Here is an 18,618-nt window from a genome sequence, read left to right on the forward strand (position 1 = left end):
GTTTTTATAAACTCCATTATGACAAGTTTAGGACTAACTAGCTGATCAAGAATCCATCTAAAAACTAAAAATAAATTTAGCAATAATGGCGTGCTTTAGCAACTAAGACTCATCCTTCATAATAGGTATTTGTTGAGTTTATCAAACAATTTACTAACGTAGGCAGTGTGTTGTTAATGTATTTTAAAGAACTTATTTTAAATGAGCTTGTACCAAATTGGTTAACTCTTTAATTTTGTTTATTGCTTCAGTTTGCGTTGCATTTTTTTCTAATGATGAAATTTCTAATTTAGATGCAAATTGCAAGGCGCACATTGCTAAAACATCTTGTTTATCACTAACTGCATAATTTTGCTCAAATCTTGCAATTAGTTTATTAATAGCTATTGCAGCTTTACGCATACCCTCTTCTTCTTTAGTGTTGTTTACACTTAAAGGATAGTTTCTACCAGCAATTATGATATTAATTTTTAATTTCTCCACTATTTTAAAATGAACTTTATTCTTGTAACTGAATTATGCATTTATCGATTTCTCTAATTAATGCATTTATTTTGAGTTTTGTTTCTCTTTTATTTTGAATACTGCCTTCTATAGTTTTTGCAATTTTTAACGTATTCATTTTTTCTGTTTGATGCGCTAAAAGTTCCTCCTTTTCTAATAGTTCTTTTTGTAAAATCGTATTCCTTTTCAGCAATATTTCATTTTCCTCCTTTAAAAAATTGTAATTAAAAAGTAAACTTTTTAACCTATCTTCCAATAAATGAATTGCTTCTAGGGTATTACTCATAAAAATATTAGAATAAAACTATAAAAACAAATTTAGCAATCTCTTTTAAATTTTACAACATTTAATTGACATATTAATAAATACCTGATACTAAACAATTTATAAAACACGGTATTTTTTACTATTTTTACCTAAAATTTTACGCTTGAAAAATACAATATTTTTATTTCTCCTTTTATTTGCACAAATTCTCTTTTCTCAAGAAAAATATCCTAAAAATTACTTTAGAAGTCCGTTAGACATACCCATTGTATTGTCTGGTACTTTTGGAGAATTGCGCAGCAATCACTTTCACTCTGGCTTAGACATTAAAACACAAGGTAAAGAGGGTTTGCCTGTTTTTGCCGTTGCAGAAGGTTATGTATCTCGTATTAAAGTACAACAATGGGGTTATGGTAAAGCCATTTATGTAACACACCCAAATGGTTACACCAGCGTATATGGGCACCTTAAAAAGTTTTCTAAAGAAATAGAGGCTTATGTAAAAGCCATTCAATACAAAAAAGAAAATTATGAAACCGGAAATATTTTTCCAAAAAAGAATAAATTCCTATTAAAAAAAGGAGAAATCATAGCTTTTTCTGGTGATACAGGTGGTTCTGGAGGCCCACATCTTCATTTTGAAATTAGAAACACAAAAACAGAACATGTAATTAACCCAATGTATTTTGGCATTACTACGCCAGATACAAAAAAACCCACTTTTCAAGCATTACATGTATATCCATTAACAGAAAACACAAGAATAAATCAACAATACAACAGTTTTAAAGTTAACATAAAAAATATTGGTAATGGGGTTTATAAAGCAGATAAAATAATAGCAAATGGTACTATTGGCTTTAGTATCAATGCTTTTGACAGATTGAATAAAGCACCCAATAAAAACGGTATTTTTAGTTTAGAAATGCGCGTAAACGGTAAAAGACATTATTACCATAATTTAGAAACGTTTTCATTTGCAGAAACCAAATACCTAAACTTACTTATTGATTATCAATATTTTAAAAAATATAAAAGTAGATTGCAAAGAACGTTTAAAAAGGAGGCAAATAAACTATCTATTTATAAAGATCTTATAAATAATGGTAAGTTGTCTATAGAAAAAGGCCTAAATTATACTGTAGAAATTATAGCTAAAGATTTTAACGGAAATAAAAGTATTTTAAAAATACCGGTAATGGGTGCAAATACCAATGCTATTTTTAAAAAACAAAAAGATACCACAGCTTTTAAAATTAATGCAAAAGCGTTTCATAAATTTTCTTTGGAAGATGTAACTGTTGCCTTTCCAAAAAATACGTTTTACGAAGATATTTTTTTAGATTTTAAAGTTGAAGATGGAGTCGCTAAAATACATACGCCGTCTGTACCTCTAGATAAGAATTATACCTTAACTTTTAATGTAAATAAATATACACCAGAAGAAAGAAAACAGTTGTACATAGCTAATGTAGATTACAAAAAATACCCAAGATACCAACATACAAGAAAAAGAGATAGTACATTTTTTACAACAACAAAATCTTTAGGATCTTATACTTTAAAAAAAGATGTAAAAAAACCAACTGCAAGAATTTTGTATTTTAAAGATCAGCAGTGGATTACGAACTTAAAAACATTACAAGTTAAAATTACAGATATCGGTTCTGGTATAAAAAATTGGTACGCAACAATAGACGGCAATTGGGTATTAATGCAATACAATCATAAAAAAGGCATATTAATGTATAATTTTAAAGATAAAAAGTTGTTGGGTAGCAAACATATCTTTAAAATTGTAGTCTCAGACAACGTAGGTAATACTACAACGCTTTCTAAAACGTTCTTTAGAAAAGAAACCGATATAAAAAGATAATTTTTAAAAAACTAATGAAAAAAAAGTTACTAATTTTATTACTATTACCTACAATATTGGTTGCACAAAAAACAACATTATTAAAAGGAACCGTTAAAAATAAAGAGAAAGTAGGTATTGAGAATGTTTCTGTTATTTTTGACAAAACAGGAACAATAACAGACAAAAATGGAAATTATTCTTTAAGAATACCCGTAAAAAAAGAAATTGAATTAAAATTTAGTCACATTTCTTACCATACTTTCTATCATAAAATCACAGCAAAAAGTAGGGATTTGGTACGCTACTCTCCTACGCTAATTTCAAAATCAGAAAAATTAGAAGAAATTGTTATAAAAAATAACAATAAAGAGGCACGTGGACTTGTAAAAATAGATCCTTTAAAAGCAAAAACTATTATTGGTGCAAATGCAGGTGTAGAAAATATTTTAATGACCTTGCCTGGTGTAAATAATAATAACGAGTTAAGCACACAATATAATGTAAGAGGTGGTAATTTTGATGAAAACTTAGTCTACGTAAATGGCATTGAGATTTATAGACCATTCTTAATTCGTTCTGGGCAACAAGAAGGTTTAAGTTTTATAAATGCAAACATGGTGCAGAATATTAATTTTTCTGCTGGTGGTTTTCAAGCCAAATATGGCGATAAGCTTTCGTCTGTATTAGATATAACGTACAGAAAACCAAAAGAAACAGCAACCACTATAGATTTTAGTCTACTTGGTGGAAGTGCTACTTTTGAAACCAATGCTTTAGACAACAAATTCACGGCAATTGCAAGTTTACGTTATAGAGACAATAGTTTATTTGTAAATAGTCAACAAATTGAAACTAATTTTAGACCTCGTTTTACAGATTTTCAAACATTCTTAACTTATAAATTTTCGGAACGATTTTCTTTAAATTATCTCGGTAATTTTTCTTTGAATAGTTACAATTACCAACCCATTTCTAGAAGAACACGTTTTGGTACAGTTGCAGATCCTTTAGAGCTAGTTGTTTTTTACAACGGTAAAGAAGAAAATAATTACCTTACTATTTTTAATGCACTTTCAGGAGAATTTAAAGTAAATGAAGATTTTAAATTAACCACTACTATTTCTAGTTACAATACACAAGAAGAAGAGTATTTTGATATTGCAGCTTCTTATAATTTAGGTGCTGTAGATGCTAATATTGGTTCTGATAATTTTGGTGAAGTTAGTTTTTCTGAAGGAATTGGCTCTCAATTAAATCATGCTAGAAACGATTTGGACGCTTTATTCAACAACATTCAAATTAGAGGAACAATTAAAAATGAACAGCAACAATGGAATTTTGGTGTAAAATATCAAAATGAAGATATTAGAGAACGCATTAGAGAATGGGAAGTTATTGATTCTTTAGGTTTTTCTATAAGACCTCCAAACAGTCAAGCAAACAACCAACCTTTTGAACCTTTTAATGGCGATGTAATTCCTTTTCAGAGTATTAGAGAAGATCATCAAGTAAATATTCACAGACTTTCTGGTTTTTTACAATTTAATGAACGTTTGTTTTCTGGAAACCATGAAATTTGGTACAACATTGGTGTAAGAGCACAAAATTTTACAGTGGTTGCTAATGGTATTTCTTCAACAAACAAAACTACTATTAGCCCAAGAGCTCAATTTGCAATTAAACCCAACTGGTCTAGAGACATGTTGTTTAGACTTTCTGGTGGCTGGTATTCTCAACCACCGTCTTATAGAGAATTAAAAGATTTTAACGGTCAAATAAATGTAAATGTTGAAGCACAAAAATCAATTCATGCTGTGGCTGGTATGGATTACAGTTTTGATTTATGGGAAAGACCTTTTAAATTAACAACAGAAATTTATTACAAAGATTTAACTAATGTAAATGCCTATTCTGTAGATAATGTTAGAATTAGATACAGGGCAGATAATGTAACTACAGCATTTGCTCATGGTTTTGATGCACGTTTAAACGGAGAATTTGTTCCTGGTAGCGAAAGTTGGGTGAGTTTTGGTTACTTAAAAACCAAAGAAAATATAGATAATAGAGGCGAAATTTCTAGACCTTCTGATCAACGCTTAAAATTTGCAATTCTATTTCAAGATTATGTACCTAACCTACCCAATTTAAAAGCCTATTTAAATTTAGTTTACAATACTGGTGTTCCTGGTGGTGCTCCTGCATATGCAGATGTTTACGATTTTCAAGAGCGTTTAAGAGATTACAGGCGAGCAGATTTGGGTGTATCTTACGTTTTTACAGACGCGAATAAGCAATATAAAACGGGTTGGCTTTCTAACTTTAAAGAACTTACCGCTGGTTTAGAGCTCTTTAATATGTTTGATATTCAAAACGCCATAACCAATACTTGGGTTAGAGATGTTAATACGAAAAACCAATTTGGTATTCCAAATTTTATGACTGGTAGAGTTCTTAATGTTAAACTTGCTATGAAATTTTAATAAAAAATTGCATTTATAAAATTATTATGCGCTTATAAAGCGTGCTTTTTTTCTAAAGCATTTGCTCTCAAATACAAAAACAAAGGCAAGGTAAAGGCAACTGCTACTAAAAAAGTAAGCGGAATCAAAATCCACCAGAACTTAATTTTTAATCGTAAAGATTCTGGTATTAAAAAAGCAAAAAAAGTAAGGCAAACCACAGTTAAATCTGCGCTTAAAGATTTGCCTGCAAAATTTTGTTGTGTATCTTTAAAAAAACCAATGAAAGACGCATTTTCTACCGTATTAAAGTAAAGAATGTTATAATACCAAGTATAACAAATTCCTAGAATTGCTAATGTTAAATAAAGGTGTTTTAGTTTCATACTTAAAAAATAAAAATCATTATTACTGTAAATAAGGTTTCACAATATAACCAACCGCAAAAAACACTTAATTATTAAACCTTATTTATAGAAAAAGCATACTGAATAAATCCTAACGTATCATAATTTTAGCCAAGTATCTCAAAAACATCAATAATAAAATTAAAAACCTACCTTTTAAATTTATACATTTAAAATGTAATTAATCCTCAATTTTGCACTTATTTTAAAACAAAGTCTGCTGATTTTCATCATCTGTTTTCTCTTTTTTCTTTTTTATCGCTTTCTTTAACAAATCTTTCTTTTTATGCTCTTTATCTTCTTTTTCTACTACCGCTGTTTTTTTAACAACTGGTATTTCTAAAGGTAATTTCTCTTCTAAAGCCGTTTCTTCTTCAGTTTCAGTATTTGTTGGTTCCTCCTGCTCTGGCTCTGGCTCTTCCTCTTCATAAGGCAAAGGATTTAAAAGATTTACATTTTTAATTTTATCTGTAGTTAACTGATTTCCTTGCGCTTTAATACCTTTAACAGCTATAAACTCTTCAAAATTAACACTTATGTTCTCTAAACTTCGTTTAGAAAATTGCACTTCTGCTAAAGGTCTGTAATCTGTAGCAACAATTTCTAACTGAGACTTCACATGATCAGAAATAAACTCTTCTTCCTTATCTGGAGTTTCTATTAAAAAACGTTTTACATAATAGCGCTCTTTTTCTCCATCAAAATAAATAGCAGAAATGGGTTTATTTGGTTTCCATTTTTCTAAAACAATCATATCATCTTCAAAATGCATTGCTAAATCTGGTTTAACCGCTTTTGCTTTTCCACTTTGTGTGATAATTAATAATTTATCTTCTGCTTTAAATTCTCCTAATAATTCGCCTCTATCATCTACATTTAAACGTTGCACAGCATCATCAAACCAAATTTTACGTGGCTTTAAAGTAGAAACTCCGGCAGCTTTAAAATCTACGCTTTTAATAAGATATTTTGTAATTACATTTCCTTTTACAGCTCTACCCTTTATAGATAAGTCTGCAAAATTTATATCTAATTTAGGCTTTTTTAAACGACTAACTAGTTTTAAGGTTACAGTAACCGTTTCTGCTTCTCCATTTGGGTTTGCAGAAAAATAATGTACTACAGAACCTTTACTACCGTTGGTTAAATCGTATTCTTTATCTCTAGTTACAGACGTTACATTAAAACGTTTCATGTAAGAAGCACCTTTTGTGCCATCTCTATACATAAAATTATACACAGTTCTTTTGTCTTTCTTTTTAAAGACAGCAACATGTATAATATCTTTACCAACAAAGGTTTTAGAATCTATTTTAGTTACAGACATTACACCATCTTTTCTAAAGATAATAATATCATCAATATCAGAACAATCACAAACAAATTCGTCTCTTTTTAAAGAAGTTCCAATAAAACCTTCTGCTCTATTTACATAAAGTTTTGTATTGTTCATAGCAACTTTAGATGCTACAATATCATCAAAAATTCTAATTTCTGTTTTGCGTTCTTTTCCTTTACCATAGGTTTCTTTTAAACGCTTAAAATAATCAATTGCAAATTCTATTAGATTTGCTAAATGATTTTTTACAACTGCAATTTTATCCTCTAAACTTTCTATAAATTGCTTGGCTTTGTCTATATCAAATTTTGATATTTTTTTAATTCTAATTTCCGTTAAACGCGTAATATCTTCAACAGTAATTGCACGTTTTAAATGTTTAATATGTGGTTTTAAACCTTTATCTATGGCTTCAATTACACCTTCCCAAGTTTCTTCTTCTTCTATATCCCTATAAATTCTATTTTCTATAAAAATGCGTTCTAAAGAAGAAAAATGCCATTGTTCTTCCAATTCATTTAACTGAATTTCTAATTCTTTTTTCAACAATTCTACAGTTAAATCTGTAGAATGTTTTAACATGTCTGAAACGCCAACAAAAACAGGTGTATTGTTTTGAATTGTACACGCTAAAGGCGATATGGAAGTTTCACAATTTGTAAAAGCATATAAAGCATCAATACTTTTATCTGGCGATACATTTGGTGGCAAATGCACCAAAATTTCTACTTCTGCAGCCGTGTTATCTTCAATCTTTTTTATCTTTATTTTACCTTTATCATTGGCTTTTAAAATAGAATCTATTAAAGAAGATGTTGTAGTAGAAAACGGAATTTCATTAATTACCAACGTTTTTTTATCTAGTTGAGAAATTTTAGCTCTAATTCTTACCTTTCCTCCTCTTTTGCCATCATTATAATTGGTAAAATCTGCAATTCCGCCGGTTAAAAAATCAGGTACAATTTTAAAACTTCTCCCTTTTAAATATTTTATAGAAGCATCTATCAATTCAATAAAATTGTGCGGCAATATTTTTGTGGACAAACCTACAGCAATTCCCTCTGCACCTTGTGCCAATAATAATGGAAACTTTACAGGCAAATCTATAGGCTCTTTTCTACGCCCATCATAAGACAATTTCCACTCTGTAGTTTTTGGGTTAAAAACCACATCTAAAGCAAATTTAGAAAGTCTAGCTTCAATATATCTAGACGCTGCAGCTCTATCTCCTGTTAAGATATTTCCCCAGTTTCCTTGCATATCAATCAGCAATTCTTTTTGCCCAATTTGCACCATTGCATCTGCAATAGAAGCATCTCCATGAGGGTGATATTGCATCGTATGCCCAACAATATTTGCCACTTTATTGTAACGTCCATCATCTAAATCTTTCATAGAATGCATAATTCTACGTTGCACAGGTTTTAAACCGTCTTCTAATGATGGAACCGCTCTTTCTAAAATTACATACGAAGCATAATCCAAAAACCATTCCTTATACATTCCTGTAACTTTGGTAATGGTTTCTTCTTTAGGATCATCTAATTGTGCTCCTTCATTTGTTAATTCCTCTTCGTGTTCGTTGTCGTTTATTTCTTCACTCATAAAAAACGTTCAATCGTTTAATTGTGTAATTGTTTATTATTTTGGGCGTTTTAACGGGCTTTCACTACTCGCTTTGCGCAAAAAAGCGCAAGAGCTCAAACAAACCGTTCAATCCCTAACGCAGGCTTACTTGCCCACTATTTGCTTTAATTTTTATGGTTTTTATACCCAATTTTTGTTCTTTCCTTTTTGTCATTGCGAAGAAAGTTTTTCACTTTCTGTGGCAATCTCTTAATCATTTTAACAGATTGCGTCGTTCTTCGCAATTACATTTTCATGATTAATATTTACAGCAATGGCTCTGTCACTATTTAATACGCTCGATAACATGGCAACTCCTTGTTCTGTAAAAACCATTGGAGCATATCGTAAACCCATTTTATCAGAATTGGAGGTCACAAATTGTGATCTCCAATTTTCAAACTCAATTTTATTTAATTCAAACATAAAATCTTCTGGAAAACGATTTAGTTTTCTTTTTACTGCTTGTTTTAAAACTCTTGTTTCTACTTCATACAATTCTGCTAAATCTCTATCTAACATTACTTTTTGATCACGTATCAAATAGATTTTGTTAGTAATTATTTCATCTGGAATTATTAAGTTTTCTTTATCTTTCATTTTTTATACTCCTAAGGTAGCAAATTTCTACCTCAAATTTTATGATTGCAAAACCTCACAGGTTTTAAAAACCTGTGAGGTCTAGATTTCTTCTTCCACATAATCCAACTCCACTTTTAAATTTTCTATAATAAACTTCTGCCTATCAGGCGTATTTTTACCCATATAAAACTGTAACATTTGGTCTATGGTCATGTCCTTATCTAACATTACAGGATCTAAACGAATATCATCACCAATAAAATGCACAAATTCATTAGGCGAGATTTCTCCCAAACCTTTAAATCGTGTTATTTCTGGCTTTCCTCTTAATTTTTCTATCGCTTCACGCTTTTCTTCATCAGAATAACAATAAAAAGTTTGTTTTTTATTTCTAACTCTAAACAAAGGTGTTTCTAAAATATACAAATGCCCTTCTTTTATCAATTCTGGAAAAAACTGTAAGAAAAAGGTAATTAACAACAAACGAATATGCATACCATCTACATCTGCATCTGTAGCAATTACAATGTTATTATAGCGTAAATCTTCTAAACCATCTTCTATATTTAAAGCGGCTTGCAATAAATTAAACTCTTCATTTTCGTAAACAATTTTTTTAGTTAATCCGTAAGAATTTAATGGTTTTCCTTTTAAACTAAAAACAGCTTGTGTATTTACATTTCTAGATTTTGTAATGGAACCAGAGGCAGAATCTCCCTCTGTTATAAATAAAGTAGTATCTAAATAATTGTCCTTTTTAACATCGCCTAAATGAATTCTACAATCGCGTAATTTCTTGTTGTGTAAACTTGCTTTTTTAGCTCTGTCTTTTGCTAATTTTCGTATTCCAGAAAGTTCTTTTCGTTCTTTTTCTGCCTGAATTATTTTTTTCTGAAGTGTATCTGCTACAACTGTATTTTTATGCAGAAAATTATCTAATTTTGTTTTTAGAAAATCATTTATGTAAGTTCTTACCGTTGGTAAATCTCCCCCCATGTCTGTAGAACCTAATTTTGTTTTGGTCTGACTCTCAAAAACAGGTTCCATAACTTTAATTGCAATGGCAGAAATAATAGATTTTCTAATATCTGATGCTTCAAAGCTTTTACCATAAAACTCTCTTATTGTTTTTACAACGGCTTCTCTAAATGCAGATTGGTGTGTACCACCTTGTGTGGTGTGTTGCCCATTTACAAAAGAATGGTATTCTTCTGAATACTGCGTTTTACTGTGTGTAATGGCTACTTCAATATCATCTCCTTTTAAATGAATTATTGGGTACAACATGTCTTCTTTGTTGTTATTATCTTCCAATAAATCTTTTAATCCGTTTTTTGAGAAAAACTTTTCTCCGTTAAAAATTATGGTTAAACCTGGGTTTAAGTACACATAATTCTTTAACATTTTTGCTACATATTCATTTCTGAATTTGAAGTTTTTGAAAATAGTTTCGTCTGGTATAAACTGTACTTTTGTACCTTTTCTTCTGGAAGATTCTTCTAAAAACTCTTGATTTTCTAAATTTCCTTGGCTAAATTCTGCAGAAGCAGATTTTCCTTCTCTAGAAGATTCTACCCTAAAATAAGAAGACAATGCGTTTACGGCTTTGGTACCTACACCATTTAAACCAACCGATTTTTTAAAAGCTTTAGAATCGTACTTTCCACCAGTATTCATTTTAGAAACTACGTCTACTACTTTTCCAAGCGGAATTCCACGACCATAATCTCTAACCGTAACTTTACTACCTTGAATAGAAATTTCTATAGTTTTACCAGCGCCCATTACATACTCATCAATCGAGTTGTCTAAAACTTCCTTTACCAAAATATAAATTCCATCGTCTGCAGAAGAACCATCTCCTAACTTACCAATGTACATTCCTGGTCGCATTCTAATATGCTCTTTCCAGTCTAAAGATCTAATATTATCTTCTGTATATTTTGTTTCTTGAGCCATAAAAAATCGTTACTATAGTTAGGTTTGCAGTACTTGTAAAAATAGGGTTTCACATCAAAAAAAGAAACAATTAAAGCAATTAGTTATCAACAGGATTTCAACGTTTTTTAAGCCTTTGTCTTTTTGTTTTTCGCAATAGGCTAAAGGCAAAAATGGAATTACTAAAAGCCAAAGAAAATCACAATAAAAAACAATATGTTATATTTTTAAACAAATAATTTTAAAGCTAATTTTTTAATTACTTTTGATAAAAATTAAATAGAACAATCGTGGAAAACGCACAACTTTTAGAATTAGCAAACAAGTACGGCAGTCCTTTGTATGTTTATGATACTGCAAAAATAGCATCACAATATAACCGCTTAACAGGCGCTTTTAAAGGCGTTAAAAATTTAAAATTAAATTATGCTGTAAAAGCACTTTCTAATATAAATATTTTAAAGGTTTTAAAAAACTTAGGCGCTGGTTTAGACACGGTTTCGCATCAAGAAGTGCAATTAGGTTTAACTACAGGAATTGATCCTAAAAACATTATTTATACACCAAACGGCGTTTCTTTACAAGAAATTGAAGAGGTTGCAAAATTAGGGGTGCAAATTAATATAGATAACTTGTCTATTTTAGAACAATTTGGTCAAAAACACCCAAATATTCCTGTTTGTGTGCGTATCAATCCGCACATTATGGCTGGTGGTAATTCTAAAATCTCTGTAGGTCATATAGATTCTAAGTTTGGCATTTCTATTCACCAAGTACCACATATACAAAGAGTTGTAGAAAATACAGGAATGAATATTAATGGAATACACATGCACACAGGATCTGATATTTTAGATATTGATACTTTTTTACGTGCATCTGAAATTTTATTTGATGTTGCCAAACAATTTAAAAATATAGATTTTATAGATTTTGGTAGTGGCTTTAAAGTGCCTTACAAAGAAGGAGATATTTCTACAGATATAGAGCAATTAGGTGTACAATTATCAACACGTTTCAATCAGTTTTGTAAAGAATATGGTAAAGAAATTACATTAATGTTTGAACCTGGTAAATTTTTAGTTTCTGAAGCTGGTGTTTTCTTAGCAAAAGTTAACGTTGTAAAACAAACTACATCTACCGTTTTTGCGCACGTAGATTCTGGTTTTAACCATTTGGTAAGACCAATGATGTATGATTCTTACCACAGAATTAGCAATATTTCTAATGAAACAGGTAGAGATAGGTATTATTCTGTTGTGGGTTATATTTGTGAAACCGATACTTTTGGTTCTAACCGTAGAATTGCAGAAATTTCTGAAGAAGATATTCTTTGTTTTCACAATGCTGGCGCGTATTGTTTCTCTATGGCGTCTAACTACAACTCTAGGTATTTACCTGCAGAAGTAATGGTGCATGAAGGGAAAGATTATTTGATTAGAAAACGTCAAACCATTCAAGATATCTTGCACAATCAAGAAGTTATAGAATTGAAACCATCAAGTAAAGAAGCGTCTGTTTCTGCTTAAAGTTTTAAAAATAACAAATTAATAAATCCACTTTAAAGTATTCTTTTTAGTGGATTTTTTATTTACATTTACCCAACAATCAAAAGTAATACAACATGAAAATATTAGGCATAGGAAGTAATTATGTAACCGATTTAAAAGAAATTCCAGAAAAGAAAAAAAACAAAAAATTTATATTTTCTAAACCAGAAAGTAGTTTGGCTGTTAATTGTGATGTGGTTTACCCATCTGAAATTACAAACCAACTTATTTATGAAGTAGAATTAGTAATAAAAATTGGTAAAGAAGGCAAAAACATAACCAAAGAAAATGCCAATGCTTATATTTCTGAAATTGCTGTAGGAATAGATTATACAGCAAAAGATATTTTAGCAGATGCAAGAGAAACCAAACACCCTTGGGAGTTTGCCAAAGGTTTTGATGGTGCTGCACCAATGTCTAATTTTAAACCGATTTCTAATTATAATTTAGGTGATATTAATTTCGATTTAAAAATAAATGGCGAATTAAAACAAGAAAGCAACACAGCTTACATGATTCACGATTTTGCAGATATTATTGTTTTTATTTCTAAATACATGACTTTGCAACCTGGAGATTTAATTTTTACAGGAACTCCTGCTCTTGGAAAAGGAGAAATTTTTAAAGGAGATCATTTACAATGTTCTATAAATGGCGAATTATTGCTTGATTTTAAAATGATATAATTTTTATTGATGAAGATAAGGCTTTCTAAAATTACAGATATTCCTGAAATAATGGAAATTATTAAAGATGCCAAAGCATTGCTAAAATCTTTACAAATAGACCAATGGCAAAATGGGTATCCTAATGCAGCACAAGTAGAAAACGATATACATAACAAAGAAAGTTATGTTGTTTTTAATGATGATGGTAAGATTGTAGCAACCGCTATGTTTACTGCAAGAAAAGAACCTACTTACAAAAAAGTAATCGCTGGTAATTGGGTTGTAAGTGAAGATGAAGCATATGGAGTAATTCATAGAATGGCAGTAAAAAAAGAACATCGAAAAGAAGGATTGGCGCTTTTTTTATTCCAGGAATTTCATCAACAATTAAAAGACCAAAACATACAAAGTTTAAAGATTGATACGCATGAAGAAAATATTGGAATGCAATCTTTAATAAAAAAATTAGGTTACACTTATTGTGGCATTATTTACACGTCTTATGGTGCCAAAAGAATGGCTTTTGAGAAAGTGATTTCATAATGAAAAAATAGCGTTTAATCATATTGAAAAAGTATAGTTTGTCACGCTGTAAGCGTCTCACACAAAAAAGAAAGCATATATTTTTTCACTATGAATTAATTCCTTATTTAATATTTACAAAATTATGTGGGATTCTTTCAGAATAACAAACTCACTATCAGTAAGTATTACAAGATTTTAGTATAATTTACCAAAGAGAATCTATTAAAATTCCTGAATTACAGTTCACAACAGTTACAACACCATATCACTTCAAATAATTAGGTTTTTTGCGGAATTGTATCAAGAAGTTTTTCAACTTAAAACACAAAATAAAAGTATATTTACAACCTCATAAAATTTATTTTTATGAGGTTTTTTTTAGCTTAAATTCAAAACAAAAATGCAATTACTTCAATATATAATTCAACAAACACAATTATCAGAAAAATCGGTTAAAAACACCATTTCTCTTTTAAATGAGGATGCAACCATTCCTTTTATATCTCGATATAGAAAAGAAATGACGGGTAATTTAGATGAAGTAGAAATTGGTGAAATTGTAAAGTTTAAAGAAATTTTTGAAAGCTTAGAAAAACGAAAAAAAGCAATTGTAAAAGCGCTAGAAGAACAGCAAGTTTTAACTACAGATTTAACCGATAAAATAAAGCATGCTAAAGGTTTAATTGCTTTAGAAGATTTGTATTTACCATTTAAGAAAAAACGAAAAACCAAAGCAGAAACTGCCCGTTTACAAGGCTTAGAACCTTTGGCGAAAATAATTATGAGTCAGCATGTTAGCGATTTAGAACATACTGCTTCAAAATATACATCAAACAAAGTTGAAACCATAGAAAATGCTCTAGAAGGCGCCCGTTTTATTATTGCAGAATGGATTAATGAAAGAACGGATATAAGAGGTACAATTAGAAGAGAATTGGAAAAATTTGCCACGATTTCTTCAAAAATAATTAAAACAAAAGCTGAAGAGGAAAAAGCACAAAAATTTAAAGATTATTTTGATTGGAGTGAATCTTTAAATACCATTCCTTCACACAGATTACTAGCCATTTTAAGAGCAGAAAGCGAAGGTTTTATTCGTGTAAAAATAACAATAGACACAGACCGAATTTTACAAAGAATTGAAAATAGAATTATTAAATCTCAAAACGAATGTGCGCCACAAATAATAGCTGCTATAAAAGATGCTTTTAAACGTTTATTGTATCCTTCTTTAGTAAATGAAAGACTAACAATAGCCAAAGAAAAAGCAGATGATGAAGCTATTTTAGTATTTGCTAAAAACTTAAAACAATTGCTTTTAGGTGCTCCTTTGGGTGAAAAAAGAGTTTTAGCCATAGATCCTGGTTTTAGATCGGGTTGTAAAGTGGTTTGTTTAAGTGCTCAAGGAGATTTAGAACATAATGAAACTATTTTTCCGCACGAATCGCAAAACAAAAAAACAGATGCCATTAAAAAAATTAGTTTTTTAGTAGATGCTCATAAAATTGAGGCAATTGCCATAGGAAACGGCACAGCATCTAGAGAAACAGAACAATTTGTAAAGAAAATTCAGTTTAAAAATAAAGTTAACGTTTTTGTGGTAAGTGAAGCTGGCGCGTCTATTTATTCTGCATCTAAAATTGCTAGGGAAGAATTTCCTAATTATGATGTTACTGTTCGCGGATCTGTTTCTATTGGAAGACGTTTGCAAGATCCGTTAGCAGAATTGGTTAAAATAGATGCCAAATCTATTGGTGTTGGGCAATACCAGCATGATGTAGATCAAAATAAACTTAAAAAAGCATTAGATCAAACCGTAGAAAATGGTGTAAATACTGTTGGTGTAAATATAAATACAGCCAGTGAAGCTTTGTTAAGTTATGTTGCTGGAATTGGTCCAAAATTAGCAGAAAACATTGTAAATTATAGAAATAATAATGGTTCTTTTTCAACTAGAACTGAAATTAAAAAAGTACCACGTTTGGGAGGAAAAGCCTTTGAACAAGCTGCTGGTTTTTTGAGAATTAAAAATGGGAAGAATCCTTTAGATAATTCTGGAGTACATCCAGAAAGTTATGTTTTAGTTGATAAAATTACGAAAGATACAGGTAAAAATATATCAGATATTATTGGAAATAAAGAAATTCTTCAACAAATAAATTTACAAAATTATGTTTCTGCAAATATTGGTTTACCTACTTTAAAAGATATTATTAAAGAATTAGAAAAACCAGGTTTAGACCCAAGAGCAAAAGCAAAAGTGTTTTCTTTTGATGCCAATATTAAAACAATTTCAGATTTAAGAATCGGGCAACTTTTACCAGGAATTGTAAACAACATCACCAATTTTGGTTGTTTTGTAAATATCGGAATTAAAGAAAGTGGTTTAATTCATGTTTCTAATTTATCGGATACTTTTGTAAAAGATGTAAATGCTATTGTAGCTTTGCAACAGCAAATTGTGGTTAAAGTTTTAGAGGTTGATGTGGTAAGAAAGAGAATTCAATTGGCTTTGGTGAAATAACATTTTTAGGATTAAAATATGAGCAAAAAAGAAAAAACAGCTTTATGGGATGAATTATCGGATTCTCAAAAAAAAGCAATACAACAAGAAGTTAGTGATTCTAATAAAAAGAAAAAATCAACTTGGGAAGATCTTAAAAAAGAGCTTTCTAAACTGAAATAAACTTAGTTCTTTTTTAATTCATTTATTAAAAAAGAATAAATAAAAGCCTTTTCTTCTATGAAATCATTGTATTTAATTGCTCCAAAATGCCCATATTTATCTTGAGTCCATAATAAAATAGGATTCTTTTGAGCCCCTCTATTTTGTAATTTCCCTGCAAATTTATAGGAATTATAAGAAGGAACTCGAGTATCATTTGAACCCGTAATTATTAATGTTGAAGGATAATTTACGCCTTCTTTTATATTATGAAAAGGAGAATAAGAAAGTAAATTTCTAAACTCATTTTCTTTTTTTACGGTACCATATTCAGATAAATTTATAAAGGCAGATCCTGTTCTAGATTTTTCCATGCGAAGCATATCTGTTGGTGCTACATTAATAACTGCAGCTCCATAAATTTCAGGACTTTCTATTAATGCAGATGCTGCAATTAATCCTCCATGAGATGTACCAATAACACCTATTTTTTTTGGCTTTGTGTAACCTTGGTTTATTAAATACTTTGCTGCATAAGTAAAATCTAAAATTCCGTTTTTCTTTTTAAGTTTTTTACCATCTTTCCACCATTTTTCTCCTAACTCACCTCCTCCTCTAATATTTACATAAGCAAAAGCGCCTCCGTTTTCTATAAAATAAATAATTCCACTATTAAATTTTGGTTTCTCAATTTTACCATATCCACCATAGGTTTTAAGTAAAAAAGGTGTTTTAGCATCTTTAGAAATTGAATCTTTATACACAATAAACATTGGCACTTTTTTACCATCATGAGATATAAACTCCTTTCTCATAAAACGATAATTTTTCGAATTAAAATAAACATCAGCTTTTCCTAAGTATTTAAATTGAAAAGTTTTTAAATCTAAAACACAACTTACAGGCGGCACAGTATATGAAGATAATTTAAATGTGAACACTTTTTTTTGGGCATTGTAATGCATATTAGAAATACTTAATCCCTTTGGTGTAGTAACCTCACCTAAAATCTTTCCATTAAAATCTGTAATTGCTATAAAAGAAGACTCTTTAGATTGATAAGAACTGGCAATTTTATCATCAACAAATTCATAACCTGTAAACACGGCATCATTATAAGAAGGACTTAACAAAACCCAATTATTAGGCTTTTTTATAGGGATTCTAACTAGAAATTTTTCTCCTTTAATTTTAGTCAAAACCACTGCTGTATCTGCTTTAATTTTAGCTAAATTTAGGTTGTATTTTATTTTTTCGTAAAAAGGTTTAAACGCTTTTTTATCATCTTTGGGCTCTAAAAAATAATAACTAAACTCGTTTTTAAAACTGTTCTTTTTTAATATAATATAAATACTTTCATCTTTTGCACCTATAATATATAGTTGCTCCTCTTTAGAACTCACTCTAAATATCAATTCATCATCAACTTGTGGCGTACCTAAATTATGATACATTACTGCTGTAGTATATAAATTAGAGTTCTCTACATTTGGTGCGCTTTTAATATAATAAAAACCACTACCAAGCCAATAAATGCTTGGGTTTAAAATATTTTTTAAAACCTCTTTAAAATAACGTCTTTTTTTAATTCCTATTATTTTAATTTCTTTCCAATCACTTCCATTTCTATTATAATGATAAGCTAAATATTCATCATTTCTAGAAGGTTTAAAACCTGTAAAAATTATTCTATCTTTTGTAGATATACTATTAGGTGCTACCAAATTTTTATATTCAGATTTACTACCTTTTGCATAATAAATAGAAGGCAAAGAATTATTTTTTAAATGTCGTATTTTAAAACGCATTTTATTATTTAATTCATATTTAAGTTTTTTATCATAATCCATTTCATACCATCCATAGGCTCTCATTTTTGTTTCTGAGCTATATTTTCTTGAAATTTTCTTTAAGTATTTTCTTGAAATTCTGTTTTGATTGTCCACCCATTGTTTTACATCTTCATTATTTTTAGCTTCTAACCACTGATAATTATCTGTAATTTTTGTAGTATGATAAATATCTATAACAGGTACTTTTTTTGTTGCTGGATATGCTATTTGAGATAAAATTGAATTAGAAAGTAATAATGTAAGAACAAGGTGTATTCTTATAATAAATTTCATAGTTTTCTTTTCAAACAAAAGTAGACAAACTATTTTTCAAATTAAGTATTAAATTTATACTTAACCTTAAATTTTTATTGCAAATTCATTTATTATTTTCTTA

At 29.5% G+C, this 18,618-nt stretch carries 14 protein-coding genes and 1 other RNA gene; 7 read left to right on the forward strand and 8 right to left on the reverse strand.

Annotation, left to right across the window (positions count from 1 at the left end; all coding sequences use genetic code 11):
* Positions 1-8: 8 nt before the first annotated feature.
* The 3 genes from ssrS to Q0762_RS05185 all read right to left on the reverse strand — a co-directional run bounded on the left by ssrS (position 9) and on the right by Q0762_RS05185 (position 790).
* A non-coding RNA gene (gene ssrS / locus Q0762_RS05175) (6S RNA) lies at positions 9-138 on the reverse strand.
* Positions 139-192: 54 nt separating this feature from the next.
* Positions 193-483, reverse strand: coding sequence for a cell division protein ZapA (locus tag Q0762_RS05180; protein WP_298764416.1), 291 nt, complete (start codon positions 481-483; stop codon positions 193-195).
* A 16-nt stretch (positions 484-499) separates the two neighbouring features.
* A complete protein-coding gene (locus Q0762_RS05185; protein ID WP_298764419.1) occupies positions 500-790 on the reverse strand; it encodes a hypothetical protein in 291 nt (96 codons plus the stop codon).
* Between the two features lie 145 nt (positions 791-935).
* Between Q0762_RS05185 and Q0762_RS05190 the strand changes: the two genes are divergently transcribed.
* Both Q0762_RS05190 and Q0762_RS05195 read left to right on the forward strand, forming a co-directional pair.
* Complete coding sequence (locus Q0762_RS05190; RefSeq protein ID WP_298764421.1) at positions 936-2,648, forward strand: M23 family metallopeptidase; 1,713 nt, start codon at positions 936-938, stop codon at positions 2,646-2,648.
* Between the two features lie 14 nt (positions 2,649-2,662).
* The gene (locus tag Q0762_RS05195) at positions 2,663-5,110 is read left to right on the forward strand and encodes a carboxypeptidase-like regulatory domain-containing protein (protein ID WP_298764423.1); all 2,448 of its coding nucleotides are present in this window, start codon (positions 2,663-2,665) and stop codon (positions 5,108-5,110) included.
* A 32-nt stretch (positions 5,111-5,142) separates the two neighbouring features.
* Here Q0762_RS05195 and Q0762_RS05200 read toward each other — a convergent pair whose 3' ends face one another.
* The 4 genes from Q0762_RS05200 to Q0762_RS05215 all read right to left on the reverse strand — a co-directional run bounded on the left by Q0762_RS05200 (position 5,143) and on the right by Q0762_RS05215 (position 11,002).
* Positions 5,143-5,475 carry a DUF2834 domain-containing protein gene (locus Q0762_RS05200; RefSeq protein ID WP_298764425.1) on the reverse strand — a complete coding sequence of 111 codons (333 nt, stop codon included), beginning with the start codon at positions 5,473-5,475 and terminating at the stop codon, positions 5,143-5,145.
* Positions 5,476-5,701: 226 nt separating this feature from the next.
* Positions 5,702-8,440 carry a DNA gyrase/topoisomerase IV subunit A gene (locus Q0762_RS05205; RefSeq protein ID WP_298764428.1) on the reverse strand — a complete coding sequence of 913 codons (2,739 nt, stop codon included), beginning with the start codon at positions 8,438-8,440 and terminating at the stop codon, positions 5,702-5,704.
* A gap of 240 nt (positions 8,441-8,680) precedes the next feature.
* Positions 8,681-9,061: an ORF6N domain-containing protein gene (locus Q0762_RS05210; protein WP_298764430.1), complete on the reverse strand. Its 381-nt coding sequence runs from the start codon at positions 9,059-9,061 to the stop codon at positions 8,681-8,683.
* Positions 9,062-9,142: 81 nt separating this feature from the next.
* Positions 9,143-11,002: a DNA topoisomerase IV subunit B gene (locus Q0762_RS05215; protein ID WP_298764434.1), complete on the reverse strand. Its 1,860-nt coding sequence runs from the start codon at positions 11,000-11,002 to the stop codon at positions 9,143-9,145.
* Between the two features lie 269 nt (positions 11,003-11,271).
* On the opposite strand from Q0762_RS05215, the gene lysA reads away from it, so the two are divergent.
* The 5 genes from lysA (at position 11,272) to Q0762_RS05240 (ending at position 16,410) form a co-directional block, all read left to right on the forward strand.
* The gene (gene lysA, locus Q0762_RS05220; protein ID WP_298764436.1) at positions 11,272-12,510 is read left to right on the forward strand and encodes a diaminopimelate decarboxylase; all 1,239 of its coding nucleotides are present in this window, start codon (positions 11,272-11,274) and stop codon (positions 12,508-12,510) included.
* 95 nt (positions 12,511-12,605) lie between these two features.
* Positions 12,606-13,217 (forward strand): fumarylacetoacetate hydrolase family protein, encoded by a 612-nt coding sequence (locus Q0762_RS05225; protein ID WP_298764438.1) that lies wholly within the window; start codon positions 12,606-12,608, stop codon positions 13,215-13,217.
* Between the two features lie 9 nt (positions 13,218-13,226).
* Positions 13,227-13,742: a GNAT family N-acetyltransferase gene (locus tag Q0762_RS05230; RefSeq protein WP_298764440.1), complete on the forward strand. Its 516-nt coding sequence runs from the start codon at positions 13,227-13,229 to the stop codon at positions 13,740-13,742.
* Between the two features lie 382 nt (positions 13,743-14,124).
* A complete protein-coding gene (locus Q0762_RS05235) occupies positions 14,125-16,248 on the forward strand; it encodes a Tex family protein (protein ID WP_298764443.1) in 2,124 nt (707 codons plus the stop codon).
* 18 nt (positions 16,249-16,266) lie between these two features.
* Positions 16,267-16,410 carry a hypothetical protein gene (locus Q0762_RS05240; protein WP_298764446.1) on the forward strand — a complete coding sequence of 48 codons (144 nt, stop codon included), beginning with the start codon at positions 16,267-16,269 and terminating at the stop codon, positions 16,408-16,410.
* Positions 16,411-16,412: 2 nt separating this feature from the next.
* Here Q0762_RS05240 and Q0762_RS05245 read toward each other — a convergent pair whose 3' ends face one another.
* Complete coding sequence (locus Q0762_RS05245; protein ID WP_298764449.1) at positions 16,413-18,515, reverse strand: prolyl oligopeptidase family serine peptidase; 2,103 nt, start codon at positions 18,513-18,515, stop codon at positions 16,413-16,415.
* Between the last annotated feature and the right edge of the window lie 103 nt (positions 18,516-18,618).

This window comes from uncultured Polaribacter sp. (assembly GCF_947495205.1).
In the GTDB taxonomy this organism is placed as follows: domain Bacteria; phylum Bacteroidota; class Bacteroidia; order Flavobacteriales; family Flavobacteriaceae; genus Polaribacter.

Coding starts and splice junctions, on each gene's coding strand:
- Q0762_RS05185 (WP_298764419.1), bottom strand. CDS start 790: ATGAGTAATACCCTAGAAGCAATTCATTTATTGGAAGATAGGTTAAAA.
- Q0762_RS05195 (WP_298764423.1), top strand. CDS start 2,663: ATGAAAAAAAAGTTACTAATTTTATTACTATTACCTACAATATTGGTT.
- Q0762_RS05200 (WP_298764425.1), bottom strand. CDS start 5,475: ATGAAACTAAAACACCTTTATTTAACATTAGCAATTCTAGGAATTTGT.
- Q0762_RS05205 (WP_298764428.1), bottom strand. CDS start 8,440: ATGAGTGAAGAAATAAACGACAACGAACACGAAGAGGAATTAACAAAT.
- Q0762_RS05210 (WP_298764430.1), bottom strand. CDS start 9,061: ATGAAAGATAAAGAAAACTTAATAATTCCAGATGAAATAATTACTAAC.
- Q0762_RS05215 (WP_298764434.1), bottom strand. CDS start 11,002: ATGGCTCAAGAAACAAAATATACAGAAGATAATATTAGATCTTTAGAC.
- Q0762_RS05225 (WP_298764438.1), top strand. CDS start 12,606: ATGAAAATATTAGGCATAGGAAGTAATTATGTAACCGATTTAAAAGAA.
- Q0762_RS05230 (WP_298764440.1), top strand. CDS start 13,227: ATGAAGATAAGGCTTTCTAAAATTACAGATATTCCTGAAATAATGGAA.
- Q0762_RS05235 (WP_298764443.1), top strand. CDS start 14,125: ATGCAATTACTTCAATATATAATTCAACAAACACAATTATCAGAAAAA.
- Q0762_RS05240 (WP_298764446.1), top strand. CDS start 16,267: ATGAGCAAAAAAGAAAAAACAGCTTTATGGGATGAATTATCGGATTCT.
- Q0762_RS05245 (WP_298764449.1), bottom strand. CDS start 18,515: ATGAAATTTATTATAAGAATACACCTTGTTCTTACATTATTACTTTCT.